Source organism: Chitinophaga sp. (assembly GCF_019236475.1).
In the GTDB taxonomy this organism is placed as follows: Bacteria; Bacteroidota; Bacteroidia; order Chitinophagales; family Chitinophagaceae; genus Chitinophaga.
Window position 1 is genome coordinate 417,181 of sequence record NZ_JAFAIX010000013.1, and the last position, 16,976, is coordinate 434,156.

16 protein-coding genes and 1 pseudogene are annotated in these 16,976 nt (G+C 44.2%); 2 read left to right on the forward strand and 15 right to left on the reverse strand.

The genetic code is table 11. The annotated features are described in order from the left end of the window. Positions 1-162 precede the first annotated feature (162 nt). From odhB to JO154_RS23720, 3 genes and pseudogenes are all read right to left on the reverse strand, one after another. Positions 163-1,368: a 2-oxoglutarate dehydrogenase complex dihydrolipoyllysine-residue succinyltransferase gene (odhB, locus tag JO154_RS23715; protein ID WP_366935603.1), complete on the reverse strand. Its 1,206-nt coding sequence runs from the start codon at positions 1,366-1,368 to the stop codon at positions 163-165. Positions 1,369-1,503: 135 nt separating this feature from the next. Further along, positions 1,504-1,722, reverse strand: a pseudogene (locus JO154_RS26560) (biotin/lipoyl-containing protein); the annotation flags it as partial. Positions 1,723-1,827: 105 nt separating this feature from the next. Beyond that, entirely contained in the window at positions 1,828-4,587 is a 2,760-nt protein-coding gene (locus JO154_RS23720) for a 2-oxoglutarate dehydrogenase E1 component (protein WP_291950691.1), read from the reverse strand. A 275-nt stretch (positions 4,588-4,862) separates the two neighbouring features. On the opposite strand from JO154_RS23720, the gene rpsT reads away from it, so the two are divergent. Beyond that, positions 4,863-5,117: a 30S ribosomal protein S20 gene (rpsT, locus tag JO154_RS23725; RefSeq protein ID WP_291950694.1), complete on the forward strand. Its 255-nt coding sequence runs from the start codon at positions 4,863-4,865 to the stop codon at positions 5,115-5,117. A 91-nt stretch (positions 5,118-5,208) separates the two neighbouring features. Then, entirely contained in the window at positions 5,209-6,957 is a 1,749-nt protein-coding gene (locus tag JO154_RS23730; protein ID WP_291950695.1) for a M14 family metallopeptidase, read from the forward strand. A gap of 55 nt (positions 6,958-7,012) precedes the next feature. On the opposite strand, the gene JO154_RS23735 is transcribed toward JO154_RS23730, so the two are convergent. From JO154_RS23735 to JO154_RS23790, 12 genes are all read right to left on the reverse strand, one after another. Next, positions 7,013-7,372 (reverse strand): DUF5615 family PIN-like protein, encoded by a 360-nt coding sequence (locus tag JO154_RS23735; RefSeq protein WP_291950698.1) that lies wholly within the window; start codon positions 7,370-7,372, stop codon positions 7,013-7,015. Further along, positions 7,369-7,596, reverse strand: coding sequence for a DUF433 domain-containing protein (locus JO154_RS23740; RefSeq protein ID WP_291950701.1), 228 nt, complete (start codon positions 7,594-7,596; stop codon positions 7,369-7,371). The genes JO154_RS23735 and JO154_RS23740 overlap by 4 nt, the downstream gene beginning before the upstream one ends. 169 nt (positions 7,597-7,765) lie before the next feature. Further along, on the reverse strand, positions 7,766-8,326 hold the full coding sequence (locus JO154_RS23745; protein ID WP_291950704.1) for a hypothetical protein: 561 nt from the start codon (positions 8,324-8,326) through the stop codon (positions 7,766-7,768). A 178-nt stretch (positions 8,327-8,504) separates the two neighbouring features. Further along, positions 8,505-9,545, reverse strand: coding sequence for a beta-ketoacyl synthase chain length factor (locus tag JO154_RS23750; RefSeq protein ID WP_291950707.1), 1,041 nt, complete (start codon positions 9,543-9,545; stop codon positions 8,505-8,507). Beyond that, positions 9,535-10,749: a beta-ketoacyl synthase gene (locus tag JO154_RS23755; RefSeq protein ID WP_291950710.1), complete on the reverse strand. Its 1,215-nt coding sequence runs from the start codon at positions 10,747-10,749 to the stop codon at positions 9,535-9,537. Before JO154_RS23755 ends, JO154_RS23750 begins: the two co-directional genes overlap by 11 nt. 13 nt (positions 10,750-10,762) lie before the next feature. Next, positions 10,763-11,023, reverse strand: coding sequence for a phosphopantetheine-binding protein (locus JO154_RS23760; RefSeq protein ID WP_111591761.1), 261 nt, complete (start codon positions 11,021-11,023; stop codon positions 10,763-10,765). 92 nt (positions 11,024-11,115) lie between these two features. Further along, on the reverse strand, positions 11,116-12,411 hold the full coding sequence (locus tag JO154_RS23765; protein WP_291950717.1) for an ABC transporter permease: 1,296 nt from the start codon (positions 12,409-12,411) through the stop codon (positions 11,116-11,118). A 15-nt stretch (positions 12,412-12,426) separates the two neighbouring features. After that, the gene (locus JO154_RS23770) at positions 12,427-13,173 is read right to left on the reverse strand and encodes an ABC transporter ATP-binding protein (RefSeq protein WP_291950720.1); all 747 of its coding nucleotides are present in this window, start codon (positions 13,171-13,173) and stop codon (positions 12,427-12,429) included. 9 nt (positions 13,174-13,182) lie between these two features. Continuing rightward, a complete protein-coding gene (locus tag JO154_RS23775) occupies positions 13,183-14,184 on the reverse strand; it encodes a BtrH N-terminal domain-containing protein (protein ID WP_291950722.1) in 1,002 nt (333 codons plus the stop codon). A 72-nt stretch (positions 14,185-14,256) separates the two neighbouring features. Continuing rightward, complete coding sequence (locus JO154_RS23780; RefSeq protein ID WP_291950724.1) at positions 14,257-14,655, reverse strand: hypothetical protein; 399 nt, start codon at positions 14,653-14,655, stop codon at positions 14,257-14,259. A gap of 25 nt (positions 14,656-14,680) precedes the next feature. After that, positions 14,681-15,817 carry a beta-ketoacyl-ACP synthase III gene (locus JO154_RS23785; protein WP_291950726.1) on the reverse strand — a complete coding sequence of 379 codons (1,137 nt, stop codon included), beginning with the start codon at positions 15,815-15,817 and terminating at the stop codon, positions 14,681-14,683. A gap of 188 nt (positions 15,818-16,005) precedes the next feature. After that, positions 16,006-16,926: a hypothetical protein gene (locus JO154_RS23790; RefSeq protein WP_291950727.1), complete on the reverse strand. Its 921-nt coding sequence runs from the start codon at positions 16,924-16,926 to the stop codon at positions 16,006-16,008. Between the last annotated feature and the right edge of the window lie 50 nt (positions 16,927-16,976).

Genomic DNA, 16,976 nt, shown 5'->3' on the forward strand with positions numbered 1-16,976 from the left:
TTGTAAGTGAGTTAGTACTTCCAAAGACCTTTGCGGGCTTAACAAACAACAAAACATAATTCCATTACTCCTTTGCGCCTTTGCGTGAATCCCTTCGCACTTTTCTCAAATAAAAAAGCCCTGGCTTTCACCAGGGCTCCGTGTCTCACTAAAAAATTCAAATTATAATTTCAGCAATGCTTTCAGTGGATCTTTACCGAACAACAGTTGTTCAGGACTTTCCAGCATTTCTTTTACTCTTACGAGGAAGCTTACAGACTCACGACCATCGATGATACGGTGGTCATAGCTCAGCGCGATGTACATCATTGGACGAATCACCACCTGACCATTCACCGCCATCGGACGTTCCTGAATTTTGTGCATACCCAGGATAGCTGACTGCGGAATGTTAATAATTGGTGTACTCATCAGAGAACCAAACACACCACCATTGGTGATAGTGAAGGTACCGCCAGTCATTTCAGGTAAAGTCAATTTGTTGTCGCGCGCTTTGGTAGCGAGGCTCAACACTTCTTTTTCGATACCTGCCATATCCAGACTTTCAGCATTGCGGATCACTGGAACTACCAGCCCTTTAGGTGCAGATACTGCAATGGAAATATCGCAGTAATCGTGGTATACCAGCTCATCGCCATCGATGTAAGCATTTACAGATGGGAACTCCTGCAGTGCGAAGCAGCAAGCTTTAGTAAAGAAGGACATGAAGCCCAGGTTTACTTCGTGCTGTTTCTTGAATACATCTTTGTATTTAGCGCGCAGCTCCATGATCTTGGTCATATCTACCTCATTGAAGGTAGTGAGCATAGCGGTGGTATTCTTAGCTTCAACCAGGCGACGGGAAACAGTTTTACGGAGGTTACTCATTTTCTCACGACGTTCGCCACGGGTAAACATTTCCTGACCGATAGCCACACCTGGATTTTGCAGGGCAGCAAATACATCGTCTTTCACGATTTTACCGTGAGCGCCGGTGCCTTTGATAGTAGAAGGATCTACATGTTTGTCAGCAATAACGGCAGCAGCTACTGGAGTAGCTTTGATGTCGTTAGGGATCGCAGTAACAGGTGCTTGTTGTACCTGTGGAGCCGCAGCAGGAGCAGCAGCAGCAGGTGCTGGAGCAGCTTTACCTGCAGGTCTTGCAGCGCCGGTGTCTATTTTGCAAGCAACATCCCCGATTTTCAGGGTATCGCCTTCTTTCGCAACAAGGATCAAGGAACCTGCTTCTTCTGCATTCAGTTCAAATGTAGCTTTCTCGGATTCCAGTTCACAAACCACTTCATCACGTTCTACATAATCACCATCTTTTTTAGTCCATTTTACCAGGGTTACTTCGCTGATGGATTCACCTACTGTAGGAACCTTCATTTCAATCACCCCTTTGTTTACGGCTGGAGCGGCTGGTGCTGCTTCAGGAGCAGGAGTTGCTGCTGGTGCTGCCGGAGCGGCTGCCGGAGCTGCGGATGCCACTGGTGCTGCTGCTGCAGTATCAATTGTGCAGGCAACATCACCGATTTTCAGCGTAGCGCCTTCTTGTGCATTGGCAGCTATTTTGAGAATACCCGCTTTTTCAGCATTCAGTTCGAAGGTCGCCTTCTCAGACTCCATTTCGCACAATACTTCGTCCTGTTGCACATAATCTCCATCTTTTTTCAACCATTTCGCAATTGTTACCTCGCTAATAGATTCGCCTACCGTAGGGACTTTGATTTCGATAACCATATTTTATCAGTTGATGGTGAACCTGATATTTACTGTCTTGCAGTAGTTGTCAAACAGGCTAACAGTTAATACCAGGTATCTGTTTTATTACTTTGAATTTTTTGATTAGATGTTAAAAGCGGTGTCAATGATCTGCTGCTGTTCGCGGGCATGCACTTTTGCATAACCGGTAGCAGTGGATGCACTTGGGTTACGGCTGATAACACCGTAATTGATCTGTTTCAGATTCATCTGGAGATAAGAAGCAGCGCCCATGTTCAGCGGCTCTTCTTGTACCCAGAAGAAAGTAGCTCCTTTATATTTGGCAGCGATAGCTTCCAGTTGTTTTACTGGCAGCGGATACAACTGTTCCAAACGGACGATAGCCACATCTTTGCGATCATCTTTTGCTTGTTTGTCGCTCAGATCAAAATACATTTTACCAGTACACAGCAATACTTTCTTCACCAGTGAAGCATCCTGGATGAATGGATCGTCCAGTACCTCTTTGAAGGAACCATTGGTGAATTCATCCATAGTGGAATAAGCACCAACGTGACGGAGGTTTGCTTTTGGAGAGAAGTTGATCAGTGGTTTGCGGAACTGCCAGGTCAACTGACGACGCAATGCGTGGAAGAAGTTAGCCGCAGTAGTAATGTTGGTTACGACCATGTTTTCTTCAGCGCATTGTTGCAGGAAACGCTCAGGACGTGCGTTGGAGTGGTCTGGTCCACCACCTTCATAACCATGAGGCAGTAACATTACCAAGCCATTCTGTGTAGTCCATTTCTGTTCTGCACTGCTGATGTACTGATCAATCACAGTTTGCGCACCGTTTACGAAGTCGCCATACTGTGCTTCCCAGATTACCAGACTGTTCGGAGTAGCCATTGCATATCCGTATTCAAAGCCCAGTACACCATATTCACTTAAGAGAGAGTTGTAAATTCTGAATTTACCTTGTTCAGGAGCCAGTTCACCCAGGCGACTGTAAGTAGCATTGGTATTCTCATCGAACAATACTGCATGACGGTGAGAGAAAGTACCGCGTTTAACGTCTTCTCCACTCATTCTTACATCGCGTCCTTCGATCAGCAAGCTACCGTAAGCCAGGAGTTCACCAGTTGCCCAGTCTACTTTACCTTCATCCTGGTATAGTTTGATTTTATCCTGCAGCAATTTGCTCACTTTACGCAGCGGAACGAAGTCGGCAGGCCATTTCATCAAACCGTCGAACAGACGTTTGAAATCATCTTCGTTGATAGCAGTTACAGGAGATTGTTCAAAATCTTGTGGTGTTGCTTTACGCAATGCTTGCCACCATTCTTCTGGTTTCTGATTTACATAAGGCAGCGGATGTTGTTTTACTTCATCCAGGCGCGCCTGCAGTTCATCCCAGAATACTTTTTCCATTTCCTTAGCAAGGGTCTGCGCATCGGCTTCACCATTGTTCAGCAGGAATTGGGTATATACTTCACGAGGGTTCTGATGTTTGTCGATCAGTGCATACAGACTAGGTTGTGTAAACTTAGGTTCATCCCCTTCGTTGTGACCGTGTTTACGGTAGCACACCATGTCGATATATACGTCTTCGTTAAATTCTTGACGGTAGCGAGCAGCCAGTTGGGATACTTTCACTACAGCTTCTGCATCGTCGCCGTTTACGTGGAACACAGGCGCCTGTACAATGGAGGCAACGCTGGTACAGTAATCGGAAGAACGAGCATCATCGAAATCAGTTGTAAAACCAATCTGGTTATTGATCACAAAGTGAATGGTACCACCGGTGTAGTAACCTTTCAATTTGCTCATCTGTGCTACTTCATATACGATACCCTGACCCGCAACCGCCGCATCACCGTGGATGAGGATAGGCAGGATTTTATCGTAATCGCTGTTGTAGATGACATCCGCCTTGCTACGGGAAAATCCGATAACAATTGGATCTACCACTTCCAGGTGGGAAGGGTTAGGCATGAGCTGGAGGTTTACCTGTTTGCCAGTGGCAGTAGCTACCTGAGAGCGGAAGCCGAGGTGATATTTAACGTCACCGCTACCCATGGTCATATCAGGGATGGCCAAACCTTCAAATTCATTGAAGATCTGCTCATATGTTTTGCCGAGAATGTTTGCCAGTACGTTCAGACGGCCACGGTGAGCCATACCAATAACGGATTCCTGAACGCCATATTCTACAGCAGTAGTGATCATCGCATCCAGTGCAGGAATAGTGGATTCACCGCCTTCCAGACCGAAACGCTTCTGACCAATGTATTTGGTATGCAGGAATTTTTCAAAAATTACACCTTGGTTCAACTTCTGCAGAATGCGACGACGCTGTTCCAAAGATAATGGAGTGCCCATGGTGGTTTCATATTCTTTTTCCAGCCATTTAGCTTTCTCGCGGTCATTGATATAGGTATATTGAATACCTACTGATCCTGCATAAATTTTATTCAGGAATGCGAGAATGTTCTCCAAGGTAGTTTTTCCAAGGCCGAGGAAAGTGCCTGAGTAGAATTCTGTTTTCAGATCCGCGTCACTGAGGTCGAAATTGGTCATTTCGAGCCCCGCTTTTCTGTCTTTTCTCTCGCGGATTGGATTGGTTTTAGCGATCAGGTGGGCTTTTTTGCGATATGCCTGAATCAAACGGTATACGCTTAATTCTTTAGCCAGCTGGTCGTTGGTCACCGGCGTTCCGCCTCCTGTTACTGCCGCTGGCGCTGCGGTTCCCGCTTTACCATTGGTGTTGGATACTGCAAAATCAAACCCTTCGAAAAATTTCACCCATTCAGGGTCTACGGAATTAGGGTCTTTGCGGAAATCCTGATATAAAGATTCAATGTAAGCAGGATGTGAGTTGGTGACGAATGAGAAGTCCTTCATTTACAACGAGTTTTGCTGATCTTCAGTTCAAATACTTTTCTGTTGATCCATCATTATATAGGTAGAAATCCCACATTATATAATGTATGGGATTGCAAATATCGCTCGTTTTTCTTTACCGAGTACGTAAAAAATTATAAAATAATAAGATGATTTAGTATGTACAACATACGATTCAATACTTTATATTTGCACCCTTTAAGGATGGCTAATTTTTATTTGTATTGATTTAAAAAATGTATTACCTTTGCCGTCCGAAACTTGAAATTTGAAAAATGGCAAACCATAAAGCAACGAAAAAAGACGTACGTCAGAGCAGAAAGCGTAATGAGCGTAACCGTTACTACGGTAAAACTACTCGTAATGCCATCCGTGACTTGAAAGCGATTACTGAGAAAGCGGCAGCAGAGAAAGAATTATCAGATGTAGCTTCTATGATCGACAAACTGGCTAAACGTAACGTTATCCACAAAAACAAAGCTGCAAATCTGAAAAGCAAGCTGGCTAAGAAGGTAGCTTCTCTGGCTTAATTGCTTCAGTAACAATATTTATAGCTCTTCCTCTCAAGGGAAGGGCTTTTTGTTTTTTTAATACATTTATATTAAAGAAAAATATATACTCATGCCATTTTTCCAACTTTTGGGAAGAAAACTCTGTATTTCAGGCATTTTCACCCTGATTTTTCTCTCTTCTTCCGCCCAACAACTACTTACCCGTTACGAAAAAACCAATGGCAAAGAAACTGCCACCTACCAGGAAGTCATTTCCTTCTATCAACAACTCAGCAAACAATACCCACAGGTAAAAATGATGGAAATGGGACCCACCGACGCCGGTTTCCCCCTTCACCTCATCGTGTTAAGCCCGGACCGCGACTTTGACTTCGTGTCTCTCCGGAAAAAAGATAAACGGATTATCCTCATCAATAATGGTATTCACCCCGGCGAACCCGATGGCATCGACGCTTCCATGATGCTCCTCCGCGATATCGTTCAAGGAAAAAAATCCCTCCCGAAAAATATTGTGCTGGCAGTAATCCCAGTATATAATATCGGTGGCGCACTCAACCGTTCTACCTTCTACCGCGTGGATCAAAACGGCCCAGATGCGTTCGGTAGCCGCGGAAATGCCCAAAATCTGGACTTAAACCGCGATTTTATTAAATCCGATTCCAAAAATGCCAGAAGTTTCCAACAAATCTACCACCTCACCGACCCAGATGTTTTCCTGGATAACCACGTAAGCAATGGCGCCGATTACCAACATATCATGACCCTCCTGCCTACGCAGCATGATAAACTTGGTGGCCCTATGGGAGAATTTTTGAATAACACCTTCACTCCTGGCCTCTTCCGACTCATGAAGGAAAAAGGCTATGACCTTGTGCCTTATGTCAATCACTTTGGCGAAACACCAGATAGCGGCTGGGTAGAATTCAACGATTCTCCCCGATATTCTTCCGGCTTCACTACCCTTTTCCATACTTTCGGCTTTGTGCCCGAAACGCATATGCTGAAACCTTATCCACAAAGAGTAGCAGCTACCTACGCACTGATGGAGTGCTTTATTAAATTCACCTCCGAAAACAGTACTACCATCCGCGATCTGCGGGCAGCTACCAAAAAAGCGGTGCTCACCCAACAGCAGTTTCCCCTCGACTGGCAGTTTGATATGACCAAATACAGCACCATTACTTTCAAGGGTTTTACTTCCGGCCATAAACCAAGTGATATCTCTGGTTTACCGCGCTTGTATTATGATCGCACCAAACCTTATGAACGTCAGGTGAAATTCTACAATCACGCCGATGCGGTGCATTTCGTGAATAAACCTACTGCGTATCTGATCCCCCAAGGCTGGTGGACTGTCATCGACCTACTAAAAAATAATAAGGTGATCATGCAACCACTAAAACAGGATACTACCATCCTGGTGGAAGTCTATCATATTGCTGACTATAAGTCTTATAATAAACCTTTCGAAAAACATTATCTCCATACGGATGTGAAAGTAGCTACCAGCCTAGATTCTATCCATTTCCGTAAGGGAGATTATTACATCCCCCTCAATCAGGTGGCCAATCGATTCCTCATGGAAGTCCTGGAGCCAACTGGTGGCGATTCCTATTTCGCATGGAATTTCTTTGATGCAGTACTCGGACAAAAAGAAGGATATAGTTCGTATGTTTTTGAAGACACGGGCTACGAATGGCTGAAACAGCACCCAGAAATACAAGCCGAACTCGCGAAGAAAAAAGCCGCAGATACTGCTTTTGCCAATAATGGCGCAGCACAGTTACGTTGGGTTTATCAGCAATCGCCTTATGCAGAACCGGAATATATGAGGTATCCGGTGTATAGAGTGAAATAGAGATTCTCAAATTATTTTCAGCCTATAGCTTTAGATATTTATTTAAGGCTATAGGCTAATTTTTAGAATCAATCAGTTGTCGAATTCGAATCTTTTTAGGAGTAAGGGTTACGAAAACTGGGCGCATCAATTCCTGGGTTTGTAACATATATACCAATGAATGTGCTATTTCTTTATACTCATGATAATCATAGCGCAAAAACAGTACACTTAAATTCTTAATATGGTGAGCAAACACCCATTCTCCAAAATCTTTATCCTCTGTAAGTAACAGGTAATCATTTTGCAATGCCCATTCAATTACCTCAATATCCTTTATACCCTTTTTAAGTTCTGTGACAGAGACTACCTCAAAACCATGCTCCCTTAAAAACTTGACAATAAATGAATGAATATTCTCATCAGCTAATATCATGCTACCGCAATTATTGTTTCATTGCCAATCGCATCAGATGCATAAGCCAACGCTGCATAAATTCCCTCAACAGTTAAAGTTGGGTATGCTTCGAGTAAATCTACTGGAGTAGCTCCTTCTGATAAGCGTTGTAATATCAGAGCAACCGTGATCCTGGTACCTTTTATAACAGGTTTACCCAGCATAACGTCGCTATTCGATTCTATGTAATCAGTATATCTCATAATTCTGTTTCTGGTCCTTCTCAAATTTACTAAATAATAGAAATAATATTGATAATACTCATAATAAAGAAAATATCAATAATAGGCGGATAAAGTACCTGACACACTAAAAAGGGGGCGCAGAAAACTGCGCCCCCTTCGCGTTCTTAAGTAATTTTACTCGATAGAACTATTGATTGCCAGCATCATGTTGAAGATCTTTTTTATCGTGCTGCAGATCTTTTACATCTTTATTTCTGTCTTTTCTTTCGCGGTTCAACTTGCGTTTATCCTGCTGAACGTCTTTTACATCCTTGTTTCTGTCTTGTACATCACTGGAAAGATCTTTCCTGTCGTGGTGGATATCATTTTTATCGTGAGCGATATCCTTGTAATCTTTTTTTAGATCAGCTCTATCTTTTGCCAGATCAGCTTTATCTCCTTTCTTTTTATCACGGGCGATGTCTTGTTTATCTTTATTTACATCGCTGTAATCTTTGTGCAGATCTTTCTTATCGTTGCTAATATCTTTTCTGTCGTGATTGATATCCTTGTTATCGTGTTTTACGTCGTTGCGATCGTTGTTGATATCTTTTTTGGTGTGGTTTATTGCGTTGTTATCATGGTGGATATCCGCACGATCGTGGTGGATATCAGCGCGGTCATGATTAGCGCGATGGTTCTGTGCATTAGCTCCAAAGGATAGCAGGCCTAAAGCCAAAGTGGACACGAGGATGGAGAGATTTTTCATCTTAAAGAGTAGTTTAATATAATAAATAAATTGTACATAAGATAGACTCCCACCGACAACAATTGTTTAATCAGATAATAGTTAAAAAATTATTAATGTCCGGGAAAATAAATTGACATGACATAAAAAAAGGGGCAAAGCCCCTTATAGTTTACTTAAATTTTCAGGATCATAATCCTCACACCCTCTCCACCACCATCACCGTATGCTGCTCTCCATAAAAATGATTGTAAATCACAATCTTCTTAAAGTTACTTGGAAGCTGCTGTACCATTGGGAATAATGCAGATGGAATAGTACCTGCTTTCAGCAAAGATGCCGCCAGCCACAAGGCAAATGCGCCTGCAGTCTCGTATTCTCCACAAAGATGTTTGAAAGGAATTGATGGCTGTGTCAGCGTGTTATTAAGCAGATGATAATAATGAGCATGATTACTGTCGCCATTAGTGCCGCTGATGATCAAATCAGCGTCTGCACCGAGTTCCCGGAGGGTGGCGGTTAACTGCATTGGATCAGGTTTATATAGTAGCTTACATGCACTCAAAGCAGCAATGGAATGTTCATTCGCCTCTGCCCCTAGTACAAAAAAAGTACTGCCTTCTCCTGCAATGGTTCCAGGAAGCTCTTGATTAAACAGGTCCGTATTGGCAACTGGCTCTGTTCTCCAATGTCCTATACGACTCTTGATATAAAAATGCTCCGGAGTGATTTCTTCAAATCCGCCCGTCAGCGTATGCGTATAGCCTTCTTGCAACAGCATCATGCTGTCAACTAATGCATTTTCGAATGAAAATCCTCTGTGAACGAAGGTATTGTTGTAATCTGTGCCTTGCTGTTGCAGTGCAATCAAGCCGTTAACAGAATTGTAAGTCGACTGAATAAAGGGGGTCGGATTCAAAGCAGTTTCCTTATACTGCTCGATCTCTTTGATAAATTTTTCTGTATCCTGTAAACTGCCTTTACCTGTGCCGGTTACGATTGGTCCCGGTGTGGAAACGCCACTCTCGGCCAGGCATTTCAGTGCTGCTGTCAGTCCCATTTTCAGAATGCGGGTCATTCTACGCAGACTGTTAGCAGGTATATACGGCTTGTAATCAGGCTCTATGCAAGCCAGACGGTTGCTTTCCGTTCGCACCAACGGCATATTGGTAATATCTCCCTCAAATGTAGATTGGGGAGAGATAGCCGCCATTCCCTGAATATAACACTTAACCTTCATACTTGCTGAGTACCAGAGAGGCATTATTACCTCCGAAGCCAAAAGAATTTGAAATTACGTTTTTAATAAGGACTCCTTCCTGTAATTCAGTTACTGGAATAATACTGAGTTCTTCCATCTTCTCTGAAAAATTGAGGTTAGGAAAGATAATCCCGTGTTGTATAGACAGTACCGCATAAATTGCCTCAATAGCACCTGCTGCCGCCAAAGTGTGACCTGTAAAAGGTTTGGTGGAACTGAACGGAGGCACTTTCCTACCAAACAATCGTTCCAGCGCTCGCCCTTCGGATACATCATTGTTCAAGGTGGCTGTACCGTGTACATTGACATACTGCACATCCTCCAACTTATGGCCACTCATTGCCAGGGCATTTTTCATCGCGGCATAAGCGCCATCGCCTTCCGGAGAAGGAGATGTAGGATGAAATGCTTCATTGGCATTACAGTAACCACTCAGTTCCGCGAGAATAGTACTGTTATTCGCGCGGGCGAAAGATTCACTTTCCAATACGAGATAAGCCGCTCCCTCTCCCAGATTCAAACCGGTACGCTGATTGTCGAAAGGCCGACAAAACTGCTTATCCACATTCTTCAAGGAGTTGAAACCATTGAGCGTAAATCGAGTCAGCGCTTCTGTTCCACCACATACCATCCGCCGATACATGCCGTGCTTTATCATACGCGCTCCAAACATCAACGCATTTGCAGAGGAGGAACAAGCAGTACTGATAGTGGCAATATGATCGTGGAACCCAACTGTATCCGCAATACGCTGGGTACAATCCGCACAATCCAAGGTATTTATACTCTCAATAAAATCACCTTCCTTCTCTGGGTTGATCAGATCGAAATAGACTTTCTCTGTATCACACATACCCCCCACCGTACTGGCATTGATAAACCCGGTAGGTTCTTTAGAAAGATTCCTGATACCGGCTTGTTGCAGGGCTTCCAGCATCGCCACCAGTCCGAGTAAGGTAGTGCGGGTGAAACCACCCTGTACAGGAATGCCGGCCCTGTTAAATAAAGCCTCGTTTGATAACTTTATTTCACCTACCGGCAATACCTGTTTGTAAATAGTATCAATATAGTCCGTAAATCCCAGCCCACTCTTTTGTTGACGTAGATGCTGAAGATTCTCGGCTACGTTATCACCTATGGCGGTGACCATTCCCATCCCAGTTATAAACACTCTTTCCGCCATGCAACTGATTTACTTAAGCGGGTTGTTGTTTGGACTGAATGAATTCGGCCATTGACTGAACAGACTGAAGGATTTTACGGCCTTCACGTGGATCTTCCACTTTGATGCCATATTGTCTTTCCAGCAATACCATCAGTTCCAGAGAGTCAATGCTGTCCAGCCCCAGACCTTCCCCAAATAACGGCGCGTTATCGTCGATATCCTCTGGTTTAGTGTCTTGCAGGTTTAATGCTTCGATAATCTGTTCTTTCAGTTTCTTTTTTAATTCTTCCATAATGTTGTAGGTTTATCAACTGTCGTTACTAACAGTAGAAGCCCATGTTAAGTGGTAAAAATACAGTTTTAGGACTGTTTTGAAAATATTTACTAGTTCATTCTTCTTTTTTCCACATATCCCGCAATTGCCAGCATTGCCAATCCTGTCAAAATCAATCGCAATACGTTTTTCCATACATAGGCGATATTGCCGTTCCGGAGATAAATGTCGTTGATGGCATCCAGGCCCCAACTAAGCGGCGATAAACGCCCCACTACCTGCATCTTCATTGGCATGATTTCCAATGGAATCCAGATACCGCCAATGGCAGAGAGAATCACAATGGAGATAGCTCCGAAATTCAAGGCCTGATTAGGCGTCTTGAATAAGGTACCTATCAGGATACCATAAGAGGTAGCTGCCAGGCCAATGGCCGCAGCCACCAACAATGTAGCAGCAGCATCACTGCCCATCGTGAGCCTAGGCAAATCCAACAATGGCATCAGATAGATTCCCACCAGCATCATGCAGTAGAATTGTACTACGCAGATACCTACGAAAAATAGCATCTTCCCCGCCAGAATCTCCAGGTAAGAACCCGGTATCAGCTTCATTCTCAACAAACTACCATCCTCTCTCTCCCGAATCATATTACCCGCAATCGGTATCACAATGAAGAACATCGCGAATATGCTCCATGCTGGTACGTTATGCTGTACGGAATTGGAGATAACGTCTATCTGCTGACCAATACCAGTGGATTCTTCTTTGAGTCCTACTGCTTGCAGCTTTATCGGAAGGGTATCTGATGCGGCAGTGACAGTAGTGTCTTTACTGCGCAATTCCTGACGAATACGCCCCAATAACATATCTGTTTCCACCTGGGTCAGGAAATTATCAATCGCCTGGTGAATAGCCCCTTTAAAGGCTTTTTTGGCAGCCGGATCAAAATAGACCACTACATTCAAGGAATCGCTCCCTTTTTTCACCGGCAAGGAAAGGCTCATGCCCATCCGGTGAGAAATATCGTTCACTATTCTGTTGGCATTGCTGACAATAGAGCCAGTGGCACCAGCAGGAATGATGATACTAATTTTATAAGTACCGTCATTAACCAACTGTCTGGCTTTCTCTGTGGTCAGCAGCTTGCCATCTAAGGAATCGATAATGCGGAACTGCCCACCTACTTCCAATCCTTCCCGGATAGAACGTCCTAGGCGGCCATGATCGTTGTCTACCGTTAAAATATCAAATTTTACTTCTTGATAATCTTTAAACGGCGCATCCTGGATCAGAGCCATCACTGTAATCAACACTACAGGCATCACGAAAAGCAGGATAAGCCCTGTTTTATCGCGTACCAGTAATTGCCATTCTTTTCTTATAGTAGCCAGTAACCGTAACATGAATCTAAAATAGTGTTAATCGCGTAAGGCATGACCGGTATAGTGCAGGAATACATCTTCGAGGTTATCACAGGATGGCTGCGATTGTATCAGCTCTTTCGGGTTGCCCTGCACAATCAACTGTCCTTCATCCATTATCACCACTTCCTCACATAATGATTGTGCCTCTTCCAGCAGGTGCGAAGTATATAGGATACTGTTGCCCTGACTGTTATAGTCACGCAGGAATTGTAAAATCATCCCTCTCGATTGCACATCCACACCAGCGGTGGGTTCATCCAGTACAAGCAGGGATGGTTTATGTAAAATAGCCGCGATGATATTGGCTCTGCGCTTCATACCACCAGAATATTTATAAATTTCTTTGTTTGCGCTTTTCTCCAGACCGAAAACCTCCAACAGCTCCATGATTCGCTGGAGCAGCGCCTTTCCTTTGAAACCATAAAGGTTCCCGAAATAGGTCAGGTTTTCTACTGCGCTCAACTGCGGATACAGGGCTATTCGTTGTGGCACCACTCCTATCAATTGCTTGATGGCTTCCCGATGCGTAGCCTCTTGCGAGAGGCCATTGATCAATACCTCACCACTATCTGCCCGCACCAGTCCGCATAAAATAGAAATGGTGGTTGTCTTACCAGCTCCGTTAGGTCCCAACAGCCCTGCAATCCCACCTTCTCTAAAGGAAAAGGAAAGGCCTTTGAGCGTAGGTTCCTCTGCACCTTTGTAAGTTTTATACAAATCTTTTACGACAATGCCGGCCATATCTGAAATTTAAATTGCCTTACTGAGTTTACGGAAAAAGGCTTCTTCGGCAGCGGCAGTTCTGAAAAGCATTTCGCTTAGATCGCTATAGGAGGTGTTATCCGCACTGCGACTTTTGCAGACACGGCCTGCTGAAAAGGCGAAGTTGCGCCACAGATCACCGATCTGGGTTAATTCTCCTGCCAGTTTTTCCAGTTCCGGTTTTTTGAGAATAGGAGCAGCTTCTTGTAGGAAGGCTGCGTATACAAAGCGGAATCCTGCGCCACCAGTGCCAATTTCCTCCTGCATACGGATGATATTGCCCAGGTAAAGGGCTGCACGGCGGTCGTCCAGTTTCTCCGGATAATTCTTTACTCTTTTTGCCAGGAAACGGATACCATTTACACCAAACATGGGTATAGGTACCTTCAGCATATAGTGACAAGTTTGCTTGATGCCTTCGATAATCGGTTTTTCAAAAGACACTTGGGTAGGCACACTTACCGGGTAATACATTTTTCCTTTAGGCGCTGGAAATCCTTTCGCAAAACGCGCTTGGATAAGGCTTTCCGGATCAATTTCTGTAACGGTATCCATTACAGGATCACTCACCAAGTAGTTCCTGTCTTTCTTACCGTAAACGACCAGGTTATGGGCGTTGAAATGGAATCGGTAGGAAGCAGGGAAATAAGGCAGGTAATAAACGCTGGACTGCAGTCCTACAGGGATTCCTGCAGCAATGGTTTCATCCAGGGCCAACATACCTTTTTCAGGGCTGCTGAATTTTTGGGCGGTCATTTTTACACCCAGCCGGCTGCATACTCGCTGGAAAATGGCGCCTGGCCATATCCTGTAAGTAGTTCCCGGTACGCCATTCACTTTCACAAACGGCAGATGGCCGAAGAAAAGACCCGCTCCAATGCCGAAAGCCATGGGTTCACTGATTTTCAGGCCCTGATGCCCCAGCAGATTGGAGATAACACCGCTTTCACAGTGTGCAGTTTGTGCGTGATGGAATGAAGTATTGTTCATAATAGTTATATACCCAAAAGAATCAAACGGAGTTCCGGTTATCGAAACTCCGTTTGATACTGGTGATTTTATTTATTTAATATGCTGCAGATCTGAGATACTAATCTTAAAAGCATCTGCATAGCGCTGCAACATTTTCTGGCTGAGTCGCCGGAATACAGTGGGTTTCATGTGTCGCTTCACCTGCCACTGGAATTTGCCTACATAGTTCGCCAACAAGGCCAGATCCATGATGTTCTTTTCCATGTAATAGGCTACCGGACTGATTTCTCCGGCCAGCACCCGTTGCTTTGCAGCTTCTATTCGTTGATTCACTTCTTCCCAGGCCTGTCCCAGGGCAATGTTTTCAGGCTCCCAGCCTGAACTCTGCACCTGTACATAACCTCCTGTGTTATCCACCGCATACATAATCTGTTTGAATGTACCCTCATGGAGGTTATCGCTATCCTGTGGTACTTCCTCTTTTTTCATGGTAGCAGTTTTTAGTGGTGAATACTTACACTACAGTGATTTGAGCATAAGCATAAGAGAAACGTGCACTCTCTGGAACCATCATCACAATCTTCTGACCTTTTTTCAGTCGGCCAGTGTTCATCAGTTCTTCCAGCATCAGGTAAGGAGATGCAGTACCTACGTTACCTACGTTCGCCAGGTTGGTAAACCATTTTTCCAGCGGAATAGGAACGCCGATACGGGTGATTTCCTCATCGATTTTAAGGCGGAAGAATTCGGAAGACAGGTGAGGCAGGAACCAGTCGATTTCATCGAGGTTAATATTATAACGCTCTACGAGCTGTTTCCACATCTGTGCTCCGGAAGGAACAATATTTTTTCCGAGGAGGCGAGTATCCTGTTTGAAAGAGAATACGCTATGGAACGCCCATTCGTCTGGAGTCATTTCAATCCATCCTTTGGTTTCGCCATCGTCGGTTTTGATAGCGCCGGAATACATACATGTTTCCAGTTCATGGGCATAGGAAGCAATTTCCACCCAGTCTACACGGAGAGACAGCCCTTCTTCATTAGGTTTATCAGAGAAGAGTGCTGCACTCGCGCCATCGGAGAGCATCCAGCGAAGGAAGTCCTTTTCAAAGGCGATAAAACCATTTTGTTCCAGGGCTTTCTGTGCATCTGCTTCTGGCTGGAATTTTTCCGCCAGCATCCAGGCAGAGAATTTCTCAGAACCGGTGCTCACTGCATTGGAGGTATTTCCGCAACGGATAGACATCCAAGCATATTTGAAGGCCTGCATACCAGCAGCGCAAGCACCGGTAGCAGCAATAAGTTCAACGGGTTGGCATCTCAGTATACCATGTACCATCGCTGCGTGGTTTGGCAGCATTTGGTCAGGAGAGGTAGTACCACAGGCCAACAATTGCAGGTTGCTGATGGGATTTTTCTCATCAAACAGTGCCTTTACCGCTTCAGCAGTCATTTCCGCATTGGTATGAGTGGATTTGCCTTCATTGTCCAGCGAATAATAACGGGTTTTGATTTTGTTATTGCCCAAAATCTTCAGGCGCATACGGGAGGGTTTTCCATCCACCATCCCAAGAATGCTTTCCATTTCATCATTTTCGACAGGCTTGTTCGGTAAAAATTTAGAGAGCCTGGTAATATATACTTCCTTCATTTGAAAATAATTCGACTATTAAGGTTACATGCACAACCTTAGCAGCGCCACGGTGATAAACATGTTTTGATTTGTATACAATACTATACGGACGTAAATATAGAATTCTAATCTGAATTACAATTATTACGCCACCAGACAAAAACGGCCCTGTAAATTTCGGGCTGGCATAGAAAAGTTTCCTTCACCTAGCGCAGCGAAATACCTTTATAGTACTCAACCTCGCGCTGGAGCTCGTTTTTCTTCAGGTTTAACTTGATGAGAGAAGATATGAGTGTGATAGGTGTCAGCACAAAAATACCTACTAGCAACAACGATCTATACATAGTTACACGCGGCTGACGTGCCTGTGCTCCAGGCCCGCCTTTGGCGCTGATAAATTTTGCCCAGAAACGGAAAGCTTTGATACCTCTGTCTTCCAACAGGATCAAATTAGGCAGGAGTTCTACAGCATTCAATGCCAATAATTCCGAATGTAAGGTATCCCAGCTATTATTGGTAAGCGCCTTTTCTATTGGGGCGGCAAACCGGTTGCTGGTAATGATTTCATTTTCTTGCACACCGGCCTGTGGTAAAAAGCGGGTAGCCTCTTTTTTACCTTTAAATGCCCAACGCAACACCGTAATTAATGAAACCAGGTTAGGGGATTTATCTACAAGAACAATATTTCCAACCAGCTTTGCACCTGCCTTATCCAGGTATCCTTTCACTTTCTCCTGGGCATTCAGCCACATATTTCGGCTGCCCAACAGGGTGATCACATTTTTACCTTTCAGTAATTGCTTGCCTTGTTCACTTTGTAAGAAAGCGGCTGTGGGCTGGGAGGGTGATAAAAACCAAGGCTGATAGGCCAGTATAACCAAGTCAAATTGCGCATTCACGTCCACTCTCAACGGCTGAATGCCACGAGGCTTACCCAGTACCGTTTCCGGCATGGTATCATAAAATGTCTGCTTCTTCCATGGAAAAACAAAAGGCTCGATTGGAACCAGTTGCTCATAAGTTACATCCACTTTGCCTTCTAGAGGCCCCAACACATGATCTACAATCCTTTTCAATTGCCCGGTTTGCGTATAATATACCACCAGGACCTTCGGTTTTACATTCATAAAAGAACAGGAGGTTCAACAATTTCAAACCGTAAACTTACAAAAAAGAT